Source organism: Bacteroidota bacterium (genome assembly GCA_016714535.1).
In the GTDB taxonomy this organism is placed as follows: Bacteria; Bacteroidota; Bacteroidia; order AKYH767-A; family OLB10; genus JADKFV01.
The window spans coordinates 740890-759109 of sequence record JADKDR010000001.1 but is presented as its reverse complement, the minus strand read 5'-3'; the positions used below and the strand labels follow the sequence as shown (position 1 = coordinate 759109).

The 18220-nt window shown below is 37.7% G+C and carries 21 protein-coding genes and 2 pseudogenes; all 23 read right to left on the bottom strand.

Translation table 11 applies throughout. The features are described 5' to 3' along the window. The 23 genes and pseudogenes from IPO27_03170 to IPO27_03060 all read right to left on the bottom strand — a co-directional run bounded on the left by IPO27_03170 (window position 1) and on the right by IPO27_03060 (window position 18057). Window positions 1-399 (bottom strand): hypothetical protein, encoded by a 399-nt coding sequence (locus IPO27_03170; GenBank protein ID MBK8845602.1) that lies wholly within the window; start codon window positions 397-399, stop codon window positions 1-3. A gap of 250 nt (window positions 400-649) precedes the next feature. Further along, window positions 650-2539 (bottom strand): tail fiber domain-containing protein, encoded by a 1890-nt coding sequence (locus IPO27_03165; GenBank protein MBK8845601.1) that lies wholly within the window; start codon window positions 2537-2539, stop codon window positions 650-652. A gap of 50 nt (window positions 2540-2589) precedes the next feature. Further along, the gene (locus IPO27_03160; GenBank protein ID MBK8845600.1) at window positions 2590-3279 is read right to left on the bottom strand and encodes a hypothetical protein; all 690 of its coding nucleotides are present in this window, start codon (window positions 3277-3279) and stop codon (window positions 2590-2592) included. A 79-nt stretch (window positions 3280-3358) separates the two neighbouring features. Further along, window positions 3359-3568, bottom strand: coding sequence for a T9SS type A sorting domain-containing protein (locus IPO27_03155; protein ID MBK8845599.1), 210 nt, complete (start codon window positions 3566-3568; stop codon window positions 3359-3361). 42 nt (window positions 3569-3610) lie between these two features. Beyond that, window positions 3611-3958 (bottom strand): fibronectin type III domain-containing protein, encoded by a 348-nt coding sequence (locus tag IPO27_03150; protein MBK8845598.1) that lies wholly within the window; start codon window positions 3956-3958, stop codon window positions 3611-3613. Window positions 3959-4180: 222 nt separating this feature from the next. Further along, window positions 4181-4606, bottom strand: a complete 426-nt coding sequence (locus IPO27_03145) for a hypothetical protein (protein ID MBK8845597.1) — start codon at window positions 4604-4606, stop codon at window positions 4181-4183. Further along, complete coding sequence (locus IPO27_03140) at window positions 4594-5025, bottom strand: SBBP repeat-containing protein (protein MBK8845596.1); 432 nt, start codon at window positions 5023-5025, stop codon at window positions 4594-4596. The genes IPO27_03145 and IPO27_03140 overlap by 13 nt, the downstream gene beginning before the upstream one ends. After that, a complete protein-coding gene (locus IPO27_03135; protein ID MBK8845595.1) occupies window positions 4980-5360 on the bottom strand; it encodes a hypothetical protein in 381 nt (126 codons plus the stop codon). Before IPO27_03135 ends, IPO27_03140 begins: the two co-directional genes overlap by 46 nt. Beyond that, window positions 5345-5632, bottom strand: coding sequence for a hypothetical protein (locus tag IPO27_03130; GenBank protein MBK8845594.1), 288 nt, complete (start codon window positions 5630-5632; stop codon window positions 5345-5347). Before IPO27_03130 ends, IPO27_03135 begins: the two co-directional genes overlap by 16 nt. A 79-nt stretch (window positions 5633-5711) precedes the next feature. Continuing rightward, window positions 5712-5798 carry a T9SS type A sorting domain-containing protein gene (locus IPO27_03125; protein MBK8845593.1) on the bottom strand — a complete coding sequence of 29 codons (87 nt, stop codon included), beginning with the start codon at window positions 5796-5798 and terminating at the stop codon, window positions 5712-5714. Continuing rightward, window positions 5798-6610 (bottom strand): fibronectin type III domain-containing protein, encoded by an 813-nt coding sequence (locus IPO27_03120; GenBank protein MBK8845592.1) that lies wholly within the window; start codon window positions 6608-6610, stop codon window positions 5798-5800. The genes IPO27_03125 and IPO27_03120 overlap by 1 nt, the downstream gene beginning before the upstream one ends. Before the next feature lie 220 nt (window positions 6611-6830). Then, window positions 6831-8009: an SBBP repeat-containing protein gene (locus IPO27_03115; protein MBK8845591.1), complete on the bottom strand. Its 1179-nt coding sequence runs from the start codon at window positions 8007-8009 to the stop codon at window positions 6831-6833. Between the two features lie 350 nt (window positions 8010-8359). After that, complete coding sequence (locus tag IPO27_03110) at window positions 8360-8587, bottom strand: hypothetical protein (GenBank protein MBK8845590.1); 228 nt, start codon at window positions 8585-8587, stop codon at window positions 8360-8362. 382 nt (window positions 8588-8969) lie between these two features. After that, complete coding sequence (locus tag IPO27_03105; GenBank protein MBK8845589.1) at window positions 8970-9374, bottom strand: hypothetical protein; 405 nt, start codon at window positions 9372-9374, stop codon at window positions 8970-8972. A gap of 258 nt (window positions 9375-9632) precedes the next feature. Next, window positions 9633-10412, bottom strand: a complete 780-nt coding sequence (locus tag IPO27_03100; protein MBK8845588.1) for a tail fiber domain-containing protein — start codon at window positions 10410-10412, stop codon at window positions 9633-9635. A 161-nt stretch (window positions 10413-10573) separates the two neighbouring features. Continuing rightward, on the bottom strand, window positions 10574-11143 hold the full coding sequence (locus tag IPO27_03095; GenBank protein ID MBK8845587.1) for a hypothetical protein: 570 nt from the start codon (window positions 11141-11143) through the stop codon (window positions 10574-10576). Continuing rightward, window positions 11140-11469, bottom strand: coding sequence for a hypothetical protein (locus IPO27_03090; protein MBK8845586.1), 330 nt, complete (start codon window positions 11467-11469; stop codon window positions 11140-11142). The genes IPO27_03095 and IPO27_03090 overlap by 4 nt, the downstream gene beginning before the upstream one ends. Window positions 11470-11842: 373 nt before the next feature. After that, on the bottom strand, window positions 11843-12448 hold the full coding sequence (locus IPO27_03085; protein ID MBK8845585.1) for a response regulator transcription factor: 606 nt from the start codon (window positions 12446-12448) through the stop codon (window positions 11843-11845). Between the two features lie 227 nt (window positions 12449-12675). Continuing rightward, window positions 12676-13179: an ATP-binding protein gene (locus IPO27_03080; GenBank protein ID MBK8845584.1), complete on the bottom strand. Its 504-nt coding sequence runs from the start codon at window positions 13177-13179 to the stop codon at window positions 12676-12678. 13 nt (window positions 13180-13192) lie between these two features. Then, window positions 13193-14188, bottom strand: a complete 996-nt coding sequence (locus tag IPO27_03075) for a hypothetical protein (protein ID MBK8845583.1) — start codon at window positions 14186-14188, stop codon at window positions 13193-13195. A gap of 301 nt (window positions 14189-14489) precedes the next feature. Continuing rightward, the gene (locus IPO27_03070) at window positions 14490-14867 is read right to left on the bottom strand and encodes an HIRAN domain-containing protein (protein ID MBK8845582.1); all 378 of its coding nucleotides are present in this window, start codon (window positions 14865-14867) and stop codon (window positions 14490-14492) included. Then, a pseudogene (locus IPO27_03065) lies at window positions 14864-15412 on the bottom strand (transposase). Before IPO27_03065 ends, IPO27_03070 begins: the two are co-directional and overlap by 4 nt. 242 nt (window positions 15413-15654) lie before the next feature. Further along, window positions 15655-18057: pseudogene (locus tag IPO27_03060) on the bottom strand (enoyl-CoA hydratase/isomerase family protein). Window positions 18058-18220: the final 163 nt, after the last annotated feature.

Below are 18220 nucleotides of genomic sequence, written 5' to 3'. Positions count from 1 at the left end.
TTAATTGCGCAGAGGCTTTCCGGTAGTCAATATACTTTTTATACGTTCAAGAGTTTTACGTGTGCCACAGAGCGAAAGAAAGGCCTCTTTTTCAAGTTCAAGTAAATAGTTTTCTGATACCAGCGAAGGTGAAGAAAGGTCGCCACCACAAAGAACATAAGCAAGTTTTTCAGAAATGAGTTGGTCATGATCGCTTATATAATTGCCTGCACGCATATTGCCAGCGGCTGCGGTAATAGCTCCAAGTCCCTGTTTGCCCAATACTCTGATATCCTTTCGAGGGGTAAGTGGCTTATATCCTTCATTCATTAATTCAAGCACTGCACGTTTAGCTTCGCTAATTAATAATTCTTTATTGATTACAATTTCATCATGTCCCGATAATCCTGCGCACTGCATAAGGCTACTATTAGCAGTAACGTAATTGTTGTGAGGAGATTTTTCATAATGTTTTTGGTTTTTGAGATAAGTGTATTGTGAATGTTTTTAATTGTATTCAAATAAAGTTTCAAGACAATTAAAAAGCTAATCAAAAATAGATAAAAACTAATTTAAACTTGTTCTTTTTTCTCATAGCTGCGCTTTAATTTAATTTCAAAGGGAAGCCACAATGCTGCGGCTTTCCTTCTGCAAAATTGGATATTAGTATTTATTTAGTAAGTATCATCTGCTTGCTGTCAATAGCTTTTCCATCAATCAGTAAAGTATAATTGTAAATACCTGCTGCCATTGTGTTGCCAGATATTTCAACCTGCCCTACTCCCGAAGCGCTGATGTTAAATGATTTCATCTGTTCTCCTAACGAAGAGTAAACTAATACAGTTGCTGATTTGAAATTTTGTGGGATATAAAATTCAATCACTGTTCTTTGCGAAAATGGGTTGGGTGCATTTTGTTCGAGGCGTGCATTTTCTGCGGGTGTGCTTTGAGCTGATTTCTCATGATAGGAAACACAACATTCGGCAAGCGATTGGTCAAGCTGCTGCAGTAGTGTTTTCATTTCTGCTAATTGATTTTTCAAACTTTCATTTTCTTTTGACAATGCTTGTATGGCTATCAAAGCAACTCCGGCAGGGTCAATAGTTGAAATGGATTTGTCATCTAAACCCACTTGAAACAGCTTATAAAAATCCTGTGCCATTGGGCCTATGTGATATTCATTATCAGTGCCTTTATATTTCCACTTTGTAATTTCTAAACTGTTAACTTTATCTAAAACTTGTTGTGCATCCTGTGTTTGAAAATCTTCCTTTAATTCTTTATCCGAAGCATTGGTCCAGGCACCACCGGAAGTAAGCGATGCAGCATTTCCATTGGTGCTGTTAACCCCAACTCTTAATGCTTGACCAGAAGTAGGATTAGTTCCTAATCCAAACCTTAAAGTACTGTTGTTTCCGATTAAAACCCTGTCGCTTCCTGTAACAGTTACATCATGACCAATAACAATAACATTTGAATAGGCTCCGCTGCTTGTGCCAACTTTTGCACCAACAAATACATTGTTTGAACCCGTTGTATTTGTATATCCTGCACTATCACCAATAAAAGTATTGTATGAACCTTCAGTATTTTCTATTCCTGACCTACTACCAATGGCTGTATTTTGGATTCCTGTGTTGTTATTATAAAGTGCATATAAACCATTAGCGGTGTTACCATATCCGGTGGTGTTTTCATAAAGTGCTTTATATCCATTAGCTGTGTTATAGTATCCAGTTGTGTTGTATTCAAGGGCACCACTGCCAGAAGCGGTGTTAAAAAACCCTGTGGTATTTGAATACAGTGCAAAAACACCAGTGGCTGTGTTATGGTATCCTGTGGTATTTGAATACAGTGCTAAAATACCATTGGCTGTATTACTGTATCCTGCGGTATTTGAAAACAAAGCTTCTGAACCAATTGCTGTGTTTTTATTTCCTATGGTATTTGAAAACAAAGCTTTTGAACCAATTGCTGTGTTAGTATTTCCTGTGGTATTTGAAAACAAAGCTTTTGAACCAATTGCTGTATTGGCAATTCCATCAAAACTACTTATAGATCCAATCCCATTCTTAAACAATGCAGAATCGCCAATTGCTACCAGATTGCTTTTGTCGGTATTATTGTAAAGTGCATGTGTACCGATAGCAATGTTTGATGACCCAATAGTGTTGTCATAAAGTGAATGATCTCCATTTGCAATGTTATTATTTCCAGTTGTGTTGAATCTAAGAGCTACATTTCCTATGGCTGTGTTATTGGATCCTGTGGTATTATTCTGAAGTGCAAAAGCACCTATAACCGTATTTTCGGTACCTGAAGTATTAGCAGAAAGTGCGAATGACCCACATGCAGTGTTTTGAAATCCATTGATATTAGAAGTAAGAGCTTGTTGACCATTTGCTGTGTTGTCATTTCCAATTGTGTTAGATTTAAGTGCAAGATAACCAGAAGCAGTATTGCAAAATCCGTTAGTATTATTAAGCAACGCATCTTGACCCAATACAGTGTTTTTTGTATTTATTCCCACATCAAAAAACAAAAACCTGCTGCCATGCATGTAAACTGCACCATCTAGGTAAATATCCGTCCACGAAAATGCTGTGGCGCCTAAATCTTTGTACTATCAATGCCAGGCAACGATTGATTGATTGCCGTAGTTGTAAGATTGGATAAACTGAGGTTTACGTCATCTGCACCGTTAGCATCGCCTGTGTTGGTAATGGTTGTTCCGGAAATGCTTATCCCTGTGCCATTTGTATAAGGAACAAATGCAGTTGCCTGCGTTGTAGCATCCGGAAATATTAATGTTGTTGGGTAAACATCTTTGTAACGAAATGCAGACGAACCTATGTCAATCGTGTTGTTAGTATCTGGCAATAAATCCTGGTTGAGTTTTGTTGGGGCTGTAAGATTGCTTAATGTTTTATTGGCTCCATTATTTATTGCTGTCCATGCTGTTCCATTATAAAAATAAAAACCCGGGGTGCTATTGGTTTGATAAATTAACAAACCTGTAGCCGGAGTTGCAATTGCATCACGCTGAGTTTTTGTCATGCGGGGAATCAAAACTCCCTTAGAGGTTGAAGTAACATCAAGAAGCGAAGATGCATTTGGAGTTACTGTTCCTATGCCTACAGAACCTGTGGCGGGAAATGTGTTGGTTTGTGCAGTAGCATTTTTTATTACTGAAAAATGTAATAAAACCAATAATAATAATGTGAGGTTTTCGATTTGAATTTTCCCCGATAAAAATCGTGATATTACATTAATTCTTTTGTTCTTAATTGTGTTCAGCATTTTGCTTTGGTTTTTAATTGTTTAAGTTTGAATAAGTAATCGTTGTTTATTTTTTCTCTTGCAAATTATTTAAGACAAGCTATTCTATTAAGAATTTTGAAGAATACTCCTTTTTATCTGCAGTCAAGCGAACCATGTACAATCCTTTTGAAAGTTCCTTCAACATTATTTCCGCTGTGTTTTCTCCCTCCGAAGCTTTTATGTTTTCAGCATAAACTTTTCTCCCAACAATGTCAGTAATATAAAGCGAAACCTGTTGTTCATCAGAAACATTAAACCTAACCGTTATTTTATCATCAGTGGATTGCTACTGCAAACGGAGATGTATTTTCTAAACCGTTAAGGTTTTCTTCGGGTAATCTGAAAACATTACAAACGATTTAATCGGAGTATATCCTGAAGAAACAGTGCCCGTGGCATCGCAAAGTGTTTTAACACGGTAATCATAGCTGGCTCCTACTGTAAGACCGGTTACTGTAGTAGAAGTGGCGGGTGCATTGATTGTTTTAGTAATCCATGTTGAAGAAGAAGACATTTTATACTGCAGCCTGTATTTGACAGCACATCCATTACCTCCCCATGAAAAAAATGCTTCTCCCGGGGCAACATTGGCGGCAGTATCATTTACCGGAGTCTGGCATTTTGTGACAAATTGCTGAATGGCTGAATAGGGAGACACAAAAGTTGCGGTGGCATTACATTCGGTGCGGATGCGGTATTGGTAAGTTGTATTACAATTTAATCCGGTAAGATCTTTAACACTTACGCCGGTGCGTTAACTGTTTTTGGGGTCCATGCTGTGGTACCCAGAACACGGTACTGAACACGGTATTTTACAGCACAGGAATTTCCTGTCCAAGGTAATTGTTGCATTTGCACTTTTTATATTTGATGTTCCGGGTTAGTTGGTACATCGCAAGCAGGGCAAGCCGAACTCATTTTTATGTATAAAAACATCTTTAACTCCAAATGATGTTAGATTAAATGTAGCTGCGGTTTGATCAAAATCGCGTGTACCGGAAAAACTACCTGTAGTAATTACATTTTTTGATGCATCTACAGTACTTGAAAAAATTGAACCTGCAATTGGAACAGCCCATGCAAAATTACCCGCCTGATCAAACTTTGAAATAAAATTGCTGCCTGCTCCATTAAGAGTAAAATTAGAAACCCCGGGATCAAAGTTGCAAACTATTGTAAAGTAACCTGAAATATAAACATTGAGTGTACCATCTGCTATTAGTGAAAAGCATGAAATAAAATTAAGACCATCTAATTTTTTTGCCCATGCAAAATTTCCTGATGCATCTAACTTTAATATAAACACGTTTTCAATACCACCCGATGTAAGGTTAAATGTTGCAACATTATCAGGGTTAAAATCAGCGGTTCTCTAAAGTTTCCTGCGATATATGGATTGCCTGTTGCATCAACTGTGATTCTATTATTATAGCTGAAGCTGCTAAAGTTACCAAATTGTTTTGCCCAAACAAAATTACCCGCAGAGTTTAATTTTGAAACATAATAAAAACCAAAACCATTAAGGAAATAGAAGCCTGGTCCCGGATCAAAATCTGCAAAAGTAAACATGCCGGTGGTGTAAACATTACCACCAGCATCTACAGCAATAGCTGTTCCTTCATCATAATCGAGGCCACCGATTTGTGAAGCCCAAATAAAATTGCCGGCTGAGTTTAGCTTTAAAACAAATGCGTCATTGTAATCGGTCGGACTAGAAGTTGACATAAAAATATACCTGCTCCCGGGTCAAAGTCCACAGATTCGTTAAAACTGCCTGTGGTATAAACATTTGAAGCAGCGTCAACTGTAATAGCTGTTACCCTGCATGGCAATAATGAAAGCCCTGTAAGCACAATAGTTTTAGCCCATTCAAAAGTGCCAGAGGAGCTTAATTTTAAGATATACATTGCCTCTCTTGAATTAATTGTGCTGACATTAAATGTGCCCGCATCGGGGTTGAAATCAATAGTGCCATTAAACATTCCTGTTATGTATACATTGCCTGATGCATCGGCCGTTATAGCTGCAACAGAAGCAGAATCTCCTATTTTTTTGCCCACAAAAATTTCCGCCCGGGTCTGATTTTTGAAACAAAGAAAGATGTATTAGTACCTGATGACAGATTAAAAACCGCTGCTGCCGGATTAAAATCAACAATGCCAAGGAATAAACCGGCTGTGTAAATGTTACCTCCGGCATCTGATACAATTGCATAGCCTGTTGCATCAGCAGCTGAGCCTCCCATTTGTTTTGCAAAATTAAAGGTTGGTACTTGCGCATAGCTAATCGCAGCTATTAACATACCGAGTAGTATGAGGTTTAATTTTTTCATTTTGCTTTGGTTTTTAATTGTTTAAGTTTGAATAAGTAATCGCAATTTATTTTTTCTCTTGCAAATTATGTAAGACAAGCTATTCTATTAAGAATTTTGAAGAATACTCCTTTTTATCTGCAGTCAAGCGAATCATGTACAATCCTTTTGAAAGTTCCTTCAACATTATTTCCTTTGTGTTTCTCCCTCCGAAGCTTTTATGTTTTCAGCATAAACTTTTCTCCCAACAATGTCAGTAATATAAAGCGAAACCTGTTGTTCATCAGAAACATTAAACCTAACCGTTATTTTATCATCAGTGGGATTGGGCCACACTGCAAACGGAGATGTATTTTGTAAACCGTTAAGGTTTTCTTCGGGTAATCTGAAAAACATTACAAACGATTTAATCGGAGTATATCCCGAAGAAACAGTGCCCGTGGCATCGCAAAGTGTTTTAACACGGTAATCATAGCTGGCTCCTACTGTAAGACCGGTTACTGTAGAAGTGGCGGGTGCATTGATTGTTTTAGTAATCCATGTTGAAGAAGAAGACATTTTATACTGCAGCCTGTATTTGACAGCACATCCATTACCTCCCCATGAAAAAAATGCTTCTCCCGGAGCAACATTGGCGGCAGTATCATTTACCGGAGTCTGGCATTTTGTGACAAATTGCTGAATGGCTGAATAGGGAGACACAAAAGTTGCGGTGGCATTACATTCGGTGCGGATGCGGTATTGGTAAGTTGTATTACAATTTAATCCGGTAAGATCTTTAACACTGGCCGGTGCGTTAACTGTTTTTGCGGTCCATGCTGTGGTACCCAGAACACGGTACTGAACACGGTATTTTACAGCACAGGAATTTCCTGTAAAATTAATAGTGGCTTTGTTGGATGTAATGCCGGTTGATGATATTGCAGTTGGTATTGCACACGTAGTGCAGCCTTGTGTCATTTTATGAACATAAGCATTTTGCAATGATGTTGGAGTCATGTTAAAACTCCTGATGTTTGGTCAAAATCTACAGTAGCGTTAAAAGTACCCGTGGAATAAACATTTCCCGAGCCGTCTAAAGACATTGAATTCAAAAAACCACCAGTTCCTGCGGATAATTGTGTCGCCCAGACAAAATTACCGGAAGCGTCTAATTTTGAGAAATAGGTCTGTCCTCCAGTTCCGTTAAGGTTGAATATAGAAGCGCCCGGGTCAAAATCTACAGTGCTGCTAAATGAACCGCTTGTATAAACCGCATCGCTGGCATCTGTGTCAATTGAATATAAATCCATGTTTGAAGCACTTGAAAACATTTTGCCCACAAGAAATTTCCGGATGAATCTAATTTAGACATGTATGGATTGACACCAATGGCGGTAAGATTAGCGGTGGCTGCACCCGGGTCAAAGTCAGCCATGCCTTTAAAGACTCCAGCTAAACAGGGTCTTGCTTTTGAATCAAGTTTAACAATGCATTTAGTAAAAGATTGGTTATTTCCAAAAGCTTTAGCCCATACAAAAGCGCCTGATGATTTTACCTTATACACGAAATAGTTACCAAAAAATGCATCTAACAACGTGCCATCAAAATTAGCTATGGTGCCAAACATTCCGGAGACATAAACATTGCCGGCTGCATCCACATCAACAGCGTGACCAGCATCAACATCGAGTCCGCCAAACCGCTTTGCCCACACAAATGCTCCTGATGAATTTAATTTTAATAAAAAACCATCATTAAGGTCAAGGTTGTTTGTCCAAGCCAGGTTAAATGTTCCTGCTCCGGGATCCATATCAGCAGACTCCACAAAGCTTCCCGTCAGATATACATTTTCCGAACCATCTACTGCAATGCTTGCACCCGCACCTGTTTCAACATAAGCGCTTCCCGCACCCGGCCCTGTTAAATCAAATACATCCACCCATACAAATAATCCTGAGGAATTTAACTTCAGTATAAAGGTGGATTGATAATTATAATCAGCAGTTCGATTTACTACACCTGCACCGGGATCAAAATCAACCGTACCACCAAAAATTCCCATTATCAGCACGTTTCCTGCATCACTAACTGCTATTGATGAAACAAATAGAGAATCATCCAGACGTTTAGCCCACACAAAATTTCCCGAAGCATTTAATTTTGATACATAGAAATTACCAGGTGGAGCACCTGTAATTGTGAGATTAAAGACATTAGGTCCAGGATCAAAGTCAGCTGAAGGCATGAAAAGTCCGCTTGAATATACATTGCCGGAAGCATCGGTTCCAACTCGATAACCTTGTGTGTAACCCGAACTCCCGCCAAATTGTTTTGCCCAGCCAAAACTGGGAGTCTGCCCGTTAACATTTTGAATTATTGCTGTTAATGCAATGATTGATGCGATGATTTTTTTCATATTAATTGAATTTAGTTATTATAAAAATATTTCAATTTAGTTTAAAGCAAATTACTTCACCACGAGTTTCAACATCTCTTGCTTTTCCTCTATAATACAGAGAATCGAATAAATTCCTTGCGGAGAAGTATTCACTTTATAGAATTTTTATCTTAACCGCAAATAGACAGTAGGATTTACGGACAAGTTGGGAATGAGCAGATGTCCACTTTGGCAAAATTCCATCTATTCATTTTGGTTTTTTTTGGAACAGCCAATTTTAATATCCTACTATTTCCTTTTGCCCAAGCTCCACTGCATAGCAGTTGAGTCTTAAAGTCTGTAAGCGTTGGTGTTTAGGCTTTTCGAAGCTAACCTGTCTGAACAAGCTGATGATATTGTAAGCTAAATTTACCATACGCAATGCTGCTGCTGTGCAAAAAACTCATTAAAACCTTCAATGCAAAATCATCTTTAAGTTCTTTAATCCTATTTTCGCAATCGCCCTTCCTTTGTATTGCTCCCAAATTTGTGTTGCAGGTAGCGTTTGATTTGTATAAAAGTATGATACGGTATTGCTCATAATATCCTGTCATCAAACAGCTTTAGTTTTTTACCTGTTGCTTTGGGTCTTAAATCAACGCTTTGTCTTATAACAATAACCCTACGTTCTGTTTCCCATTTTGATGCCTTATAACTTGTTTCCTAATCCAAACTCCTAATCCGATAGCTGTCCAGGTTTTTAGTTGCTTAATTTTATCTTGTAATGGATAATGCATTCTCCCCGCTATCACGTATGGTATTTGTTCTTGCTCTAAATGTCTAAAAATTGAATCGCTTGCAAAACCAGAATCGGCACGCAGCAAACCAATTGTTTTGTTTTTGAGTATGGATAATGTTTCGTTTAAAAATTCATTACACTGATGCGCACTTGAGGTATCGCCACTTTAAGCCAACTGTTTACAACCATGCGCTCGTTGCCTAAAAAGGCAAATAATGGATGATGGGAGGCTCTACCTCTTTGGTTGGATTATAGCCTTTATGATTACCTTCTTGCAAATCTCCATACCGAGTAATAACGGTAGAATCCAAGTCCAATGCGTAATTATTAAACTGCAATTGATTAAAAAACCATTCTTGCAGAACTGGGAATACCTCATTATTTAGGCCTTGATTGAACTTTTGAAAAAATCGCTTGTAGGTGGTATCGCTTGGAATCTGTTTCCATCCAAATATTTTTTTTAGCGTATCATCTAATCGTAAAACATGTGTGTGTGAAAATTTGTAACAGCCTAACCACACTGACAATAGGAAACTTTCAATGATTTCCTGATTCTCAAACCTGTTATTGCTCTTGCTTTCGGGTGGGTAGATTTTGCAAAACACTTTTTAAACCAATTTTATCATTGAATTTTTCATTAACGAAAACCTCCTGCGCTTACTTTTATCATCAGAATATTCAATTTTAAACACATATTAATTGTAAGTTTTGATTACAAGGTCGATATCCTTTGATGCATTGTCTATAATGAATATCCTAAGTTATTAACAGCTGGACTGTCTATTTGCGGTTTATTTGATTTTTTTTAACAAAACAAAAACATCTCGCGCTATAAACGCGAGATATTTTTATTTCTTGATGTACTATTTTGTAAGTATCATTTGCTTGCTATCTATAACCAAACCATCAATAAATAATGTATAGTTATAAATGCCAGATTGTAATTCACTGCCTTCAATAGTAATAGTATTTAATCCTTTCGATTGTATGTCAACAGTTTTCACCGTTTGTCCAGTGGCTGAATAAACCATCAATTTTGCTGTAACAGTTTTTGCAGGTATATACACCTTAATAGTTGTGTTTTGATTGAATGGATTTGGCGCATTCTGCTCTAACTTTGCTATATCAGATACAACTATATCAGTATTAGTAGCTTTTTCGTTGTGGCTTAAACAGCATTGCGATAAGTCCTTTTCCATTTGTGTAAGGCGATCTTCTAAGCCAACAATTCTGCTATCGCGCAATTTTATTTCTGTTTGTTGCTCTTGCATGCCCTTTATTAATACCGGAATTAAATCAGAATAAAAAACACCCAACTGCTCTGCTGGTATTTTGGTGCGCTCTCCGGTTATTTCATCGGTCTTATATTCCCAATCGCGCACAACCTCGGGCACTATCTTTTGTAAATCTTGTGCTAATAACCCCAATTTTGTTCCATCCTCTTGATTGTAATTCCATTGGTAAGAAACAGGATTCATTTTCATAATTTCTTTGATGCCATATTTCAATTGAGCAATTTTATCGCGGGCATCGGAGGTATTGATTACTCCATTGCAGGCATAAATTATATTCCAACGGTTGGTAGAGTTACCAATGCTACGAGCACAATTGGTGGTAGGAACCAAATCGGAATTGATAGACATAGTAAATGAACCACCATCAGTAAATTGTTCTACACTGCCAAAACCTAAATATCCGGAAACATCTAAATTACCTGTGCCTAAAAAGTTTTTAGAATTAATATTATTTGAAACATAAACATTTCTCCATCTTCTATCAACACCAACTGTGTCTCCTAAATCTCTTAAATTATCAATTGTAGGAACAAAATCAGAATTGATGCGATAGTATTACCCCCGCCATCTGATAATGTTTCAACAGAACCAAATCCAATAAAACCAGAAACGTCTAAATTGCCAGTTGCTGCAATATTTCCAACTACTTGCAATTCGGCAGTTGGTAGGTGCCAAGCCAACGCGATTGTCGTCCCTTGAACAACTAATGCGGCTGAACTCATATTGATATCACCTCCATCAGCGTTCAATAAATTTGAAACTGCCCCATTGCTTCGAGCCATAATTTCGTTGTCATCAATTACGATATTTGTTGAGCCAATTGCTCCGAATACTGCGTAACCTCCACTACCTAATTTGGCATCCGACCCTCCGGTAACGTGTAGCATTGTGGTAGGCGTTGTTGTTCCAATTCCAACTTTTCCTGAACTGCTTATAGTCATACGGGTAAGGTTGTTGGCATTGCGAAATTGAAGTGTGCCCGTGTTACCTGAATTAAATATAATACTTGCATAATCAGTGTTAGTTGGTTGACCAAACAGCACACCAGTTGAGTTTGCTGCTGGCGATAATAAATTCAAACAGCATTGCCATTATTTTGAGCGGAGATAACACCACTTGCATTGGGTGTCATAAGTACACCCGCATTTGCCCCACCATTTGCAACGTGCAAACGCACAGTGGGTGAAGTTGCAGAAAACAATGTTCCAATACCAAGGTTGCCCGAAGTATTAAGTACTGCCTGTTGCACATTGTTTGTTCGAATACGCAAATCTTGAAAACATGTAGTTCCAAGAAACTGTGTTCCTGTAGGGCAATTTCCGGTTACAGACCATTGGCCGTTGGCCTGGTAAGTGTAACTTGTAAGCATTATTGCCAATGCTAATTTTGAAATTTTGTTAAACATAACTTTTTTGTTTTAATTGTTTAGAAATTTGTTTTTAACTAATAAAAAATATTAAGAATTAAGTAACCGCGGTTTTGTTTTTAAATAATGATTGAACGAAACAATTTATGTTTCACTTTTCGCAGAACAAATATTAATAATGGTGCATGAAACAATGAGGCTAATAAGAACGGGTAAATATGAATCACAAGCGGCCGTAATTACCCTTTAGGTGTATTTTTTGTAATTCCATTTATGAGGTAAATCAAAAGAAACATTTATTTATACGGTTGAAGTAAGGAATGCAAAAAACTATTTTGCAAAAAGCATGGTCGCAATATTTTATTTGCACACAAAAGGAGAAAGCTTCATTCATATAAATAAAGTGTTTTTATTACCACCGTAGAAAAGAGAATGAAAACAAGCTAACTCTTGTAAGCCTTATTGATAGCATCGGTGCGGGTTTGCACTTGTAACAGCTGCAATTTCTTTGTATAGATATCCTTTGGCGAGGTGGTCTAATATCTCCTTTTTCTCTTGGTGTTAGGATTTCAATTTTTCGTTTGTTTTGTTTTTTATTTTGAAGTGATGCCACTACTCGCCTTGCTATTTCGCCACTCATGGGTGAGCCACCGGCCATCAGCTCCCTTATTGATTCCAGGATGGCAGCAGGCGATGTGCGCTTAAGTATATAACCTGTTGCACCGCCTTTCAATGCAGCGAAAATATTTTCATCATTATCATATACGGTGTACATCATAAAGTGTGTTTGTGGCATAAGTGGCTTAAGTTTCATCGTGCAGTCAATGCCACTCATGCCAGGCATGTTAATATCCATGATAATCACATCTATTTGTTTTGAAGGTAATTCGACTAAAGCCATTTCACCATTCTCAAACACATCCACACAGCTAAAACCCATTGAGCCGTCAATTAATACACGCAGGGCTTCACGTATTTCGTTCAAATCTTCAACTATAGCAACTCTGATATTATCCATGGAATCCCGAAAAATTATTTATGCAAATTAAAATAGTTAATGGCAGTAACGCAATAACCCTTTAGGGTGATAGGATATAATCTATACTGGTAATGGTATGCTGATGATGATAGTAATACCATCATGATTTTGTATTTGAAAGGTGCCGCCAAAACAGCAATTCGATCTTTCATGTTTTAATAAACCATTGCCTCCATACCCAAGTTTTTCCTGAATAGGGTTACAATTCAAGGACAATGCCTTCCATTATCACTAATAATGATCTTGAACCAATTATTATTACAACTAAAGCTGATTGACACTTGGGTGGCCCGGGCATGTTTCACAATATTATGACAGGCTTCATTTACCACTAAAAAAATATTTCTTCGCTGCTCGCCCGAAATGATGCATTGGGGAATTTCATCCGGCATGTTAATCATACAAACAATAGTAGTATTTTCAAATTGCTCGGCAATTTTCTGACGCATGTAAGCAATCAAATTTTTAAGATCATCATTCTTAGGGTTGAGACTCCATATTATCTCTTCAATTCGCAGCAAAGCATCCTGTGCCGATTCAGCAATACTATTCAGCTGCTCACCAAAGCCATTTTTACCTGCATTGATTTTCAGCACTTCGCTGAGTAATGCAATCTTGCTCAGATCGCTTCCAAGGTCATCATGCATATCGGCACTTATACGTTTGCGTTCGCCCATTACAGCTGCATGTTTTTCGGTAAGGAGCTTCAATTTCTGCCGTTGCCTAAATGTAAAAAGCCCCTGCAATAAAGACTGTCAGTAAACCAAATAAGATGTAAGCAAGATTACGTTCAGTATTTCTGCTTTCCTGCTCATCAGCAAGCAGTATAACTGCTTTGGTTTTTTCCTTTTCATTTAAAGTGGATTGAAATTGAGCCAGTTGTAATTGCGCCTTTTTATTTTCTATCTCAAGTGCATTGAGGTCAGCCAGTTTTTTCTGTTGATCAGCCTCATACCCAGCATTTATTAAATCGAATTCACGTTTTTTAATTAGCAATGCTTTGAGTTGATTCTCCTTTGATAACAGCTCAATTTCTGACTGCTTTTCCTTATTCTTATATTTTTCTTCAAGTTCCTTTACAGCAATGGTGTGCTTGGCAGTATGCAAACTGTCATTAAAATTTTTTGCTTTAACCAAGTGTTCATAAGCAAATTTATAATCGCCTTGTTTCAAATATACATCTGACGAAATTCCATTCAGTATGGACATTGAAAAAACCTGGTTCCTTTTAGTGGCTTCATCCAATCCCAGTTTGCAATAAATTGCAGCACTATCCAATTTGCCCATATCGCGATATACGCAACATAGATTCTGATAAGCAGGTATTATTTGCTCGTCATTTAATGATGCTAAAATTTCAACAGCTTTTAACGATGCAGCAATTGACTCAATATAACTTTTGGTATGCCATGTTACCACTCCAACATTTGTATATGCAGTGGCTATCCGTTTTTGCGAATTTGTTTGTAAAGCCACTTCAAGTGCCAATGAAAAATATTTTTCGGCACTGTCATACTGCTGCTGAATATCATAGCAAATAGCTATCCCCCTGTATCCGTTATAAACATTAACCGGCAGGTTATATTTTTTTCCATCAGCAATTAGCTGCTCGTTAATTGGAATGGCATCAGGGCAACTACCCGATTTGCGGTACATATCGGCCAGCCTATACATTGCCCATCCTTTTATATCTGGCTTATAAGCAAGTGCTGTATCCACTTTAGCAGGAGCATACTTCGCGGCATTGTGTTTGTATTAATATTTTTTTCTTCTCATTACCTGCATTATAAAGCAGGTTTTTAAGACTGTCAACATCAGGCTGGGCTAAGTAAATGATGAATTAAATGCAAATAATATTACAAGGAAAAAAGCGGGTATTCGATTCTCGGTTCTATTAAACATTGGCATGTGGTATAAATGCGACTGTAAAGTATAAAATAAAGAATTAACATTGCTTGACTTTCAAATATGCTTCTCAAACTCACAATTCTCATCACACTCAATTCGTGCTATGGAATTATCAGAAAGTTTGATGCTGTGGTAGCGAGGTGTTTCTAAATGTGTTAAGCATAATGCTTCGGATTGATTTGCTGCTTTCAATTTTTTCTTTCAAAACATAAATGGCAATGGCAACCTGCTCCCAGTAAGCTGCTTCGGTTTTGAGATGTGTTATTTCTACCATCATTTGTGGCGTGCCAATATCAATTAACCGCGCCAGCATTTCATTGCTTTCAGCAGGCACGAAACCGATTTTCTTTGAATTGAAATGCAAGGCAACGGCAAACTCATCGTGTTTGTTACCGGGTTCGCGAACCAGCTCAAGCATACCCCCCCGCTGGCGCGAGCTTGTAGCTCGTGCCGCCAAATAATTTAACTTCCCATTACCAATATTTATCATTCAATTAGGGTAATTTTTACCAGTCCTTTGCCCTCAGAATAATCGATAGCACTGCTATCTCTCCAATGCAGCGCCTCAATTACAAAGCCTGATTCAACAGGGTTTTGATGTATATAATTTATTTTTTGGTCAAACACTTCGTTGCTCCATAATTCAATCGGTTGGTTATGTTGCTGCCAAAATTGTCTACCAGTTATATTGGTGTTTTTTTTACCGGCTCTTTCCATCATCCACAACATCCATTCTTTTCTGCTTTCCTGAATATTCTCTTCCATTGCAGTTTGTATTTTCTTTGATGTGTGCGTTTTAAATTCCTTTAATAATTTACCAGGATTGTTGAGACTATCAGAAAAAAAATTAGATGCAGATGACTCGGCATTAAACACCACGTATATATTTTCATTCCTTTGTTTTCAGTACAATAATTTAAACTTTTGATAATAATATTGGTATAGCAGTCTTATTAATACATCCATCCAATATACTTTAGCAAAACTCACGAAGTAAATCCCGCTTGTATAATGAAATTTATATTTTCTACTCAAAGTTTTTCAATATTAATTACGATATAATGAGGCACGAGCTACAAGCTCGCGCCAACAATGGAAAGTTATATTTTTCTACTCAAAGTTTTTCAATATTAATTACGATATAATGAGGCACGAGCTACAAACTGGCGCCAGCAATTAGGACTTAGCAATGCCAGACAAAAATAAAAAAATTGGCCTTAAATACTATTCGTTTTCAGGTCAAAATTGGAAGGATGAAAAAAAAAGAATTGGAGGCATTAATTGCGCAGAGGCTTTCCGGTAGTCAATATGCTTTTTATACGTTCAAGAGTTTTACGTGTGCCACAGAGCGAAAGAAAGGCCTCTTTTTCAAGTTCAAGTAAATAGTTTTCTGATACCAGCGAAGGTGAAGAAAGGTCGCCACCACAAAGAACATAAGCAAGTTTTTCAGAAATGAGTTGGTCATGATCGCTTATATAATTGCCTGCACGCATATTGCCAGCGGCTGCGGTAATAGCTCCAAGTCCCTGTTTGCCCAATACTCTGATATCCTTTCGAGGGGTAAGTGGCTTATATCCTTCATTCATTAATTCAAGCACTGCACGTTTAGCTTCGCTAATTAATAATTCTTTATTGATTACAATTTCATCCTGACCGGGCCTGTACAATCCAAGATCGAAAGCCTCGTGTGCCGAGGTCGAAACCTTGGCCATGGCTATGGTCATAAATCGCTCCTTCAGATTATTGATTTCGATATCACCATCGATAAATGAATCGCTAAGCCTTAAAGCAAACTCTTTGGTGCCTGCCCCAGCGGGAATGAGACCAACACCCACCTCAACAAGTCCTGTATACGTTTCGGCAGCTGCAACTACTTTATCGGCATGCAGGCTCATTTCGCAGCCTCCGCCCAAATTTAAAGCAAAAGGCGCAACCACTACCGGAATGGATGAGTACCTGATTCGCATAGTCATTTGTTGAAATGCCCGAACAGCTAACGCTATTTCGTCCCAGTCTTGCTCTATTGCAAGCATGTATACCAATGCAAGATTGGCACCTGCGCAAAAATTTGTTCCTTGATTTCCAATTACCAATCCTCCAAAATCCTTTTCTGCCAACTCAATCGCCTTGGCTACGCCTTGTAAAATTTCGCTGCCTACCGTATTCATCTTGCTATGAAATTCACAGCACAATACATCATTGCCTAAATCGATAATACTGCAACCTGCATTGCCCCATATTTTTTTAGAAGGCCGCAAATAATTTAGAGTAATATGATTTTGCTTCGACTTTATTATCTGCTGTGTTTTGCTTTCAGGCATGTAAGCGCATTGGCCATCAGCACGTAGTGAATAAAATGTATTGATACCACTTGCCAGCATGTCGTCTACCCATTTGCCGTAAGTGATTTTCTTTGATTGCAATAATTCGCAAATAGTTTTAACCCCAAGTATATCCCACATTTCGAATGGACCCAACTCCCAACCAAAGCCTGCCTTAAGCGCACTATCAATAGTTGCAGGGCTGTCCGAAATTTCGCCAACACGTAAACTTGCATAATGGAATAAGTTGAGCATTAACGTTTGAAAAAATTGACCTTCTGCTCCGGGAGTATTAAAAAGTAGTGGCAACCGTTCGGCCCTTGATCGATATTTTTAGTTGCGTCAAGTGCAATTAATTTGCGCTTCGTTTGTGCTTATATGCTAACGTTAAAGGTCGAGGCTAAGGATTTCACTCTTACCTGTTTCGCTTTTCTGTTTCTTATAAAATCCTTGTTTTGCTTTATCACCTATCCAGTTATTTGCAATCATTTTGCTGATAAATTCCGGCAATTCGAAAGTTGCTTTGTCATCATCAGCTATTAAATTTTTACTTAAGTCATTAGCCACACGCACTAAGGTATCTAATCCAACCACATCGCAGGTGCGAAAAGTAGCTGACTTAGGTCTGCCAAGTACTGGCCCTGTTAATTTATCTACATCTTCAACCGAGAAATCAAAATTTTTCATTTGATGAAATAAATCCATGATTGCAAAAACACCTATCCGGTTTGCAATAAAGGCGGGTGTATCGTTACACAATACGGTTGTTTTACCTAATTGTTTTTCTCCAAACTCTAATAAAAAGGACGTTACATCGCTTGTTGTTTTTTTAGTTGGAATAATTTCAAGTAAGGGTAAGTAACGTGGTGGATTAAAAAAATGAGTGCCTGCAAAATACGCTTGAAAATCTTCACTTCTGTTTTCGATGAGCAAGTGAATTGGAATTCCTGAAGTGTTGCTGGTAACTATGGTTCCTGGTGTACGGTACTTTTCAACTCGTTCAAAAAGCGATTTTTTTATCTCCAAGTTTTCAACCACTACCTCTATTATCCAATCGCATAATCCAATGTCTTTGAGGTTATCGTCAAAGTTGCCGGTATTAATACGTTGCGCAAAAGCTTTTTTGTATAAGGGTGATGGGTTTGATTTTATGGCAGCTTGCAAGGCATCATTCACTATTCGGTTTCTAAATACTACTGCTGTTTCGTTTATCCCATTTGCTTTTTCTGCTTCACTTAATTCACGCGGAACCACATCGAGCAGAAAAACCTGCATGCCAATATTTGCAAAATGACAGGCAATGCGACTTCCCATTACACCTGAACCTAGAACGGCAATTTTTTTAATTCTTTTTTTCATACTGCAATAATAGGCAAAACCCAACAAGTTTTAGAACATCTATTAATGCTTCTAAAAAAACTAAAGGCGCAATAAAAATATTGACTAATAAAAATTTTTAGCATCATCATGAAATGAAAGATAATTCGCTTACCTTTAAATAAATTGCAATTTAGGAGGCTAG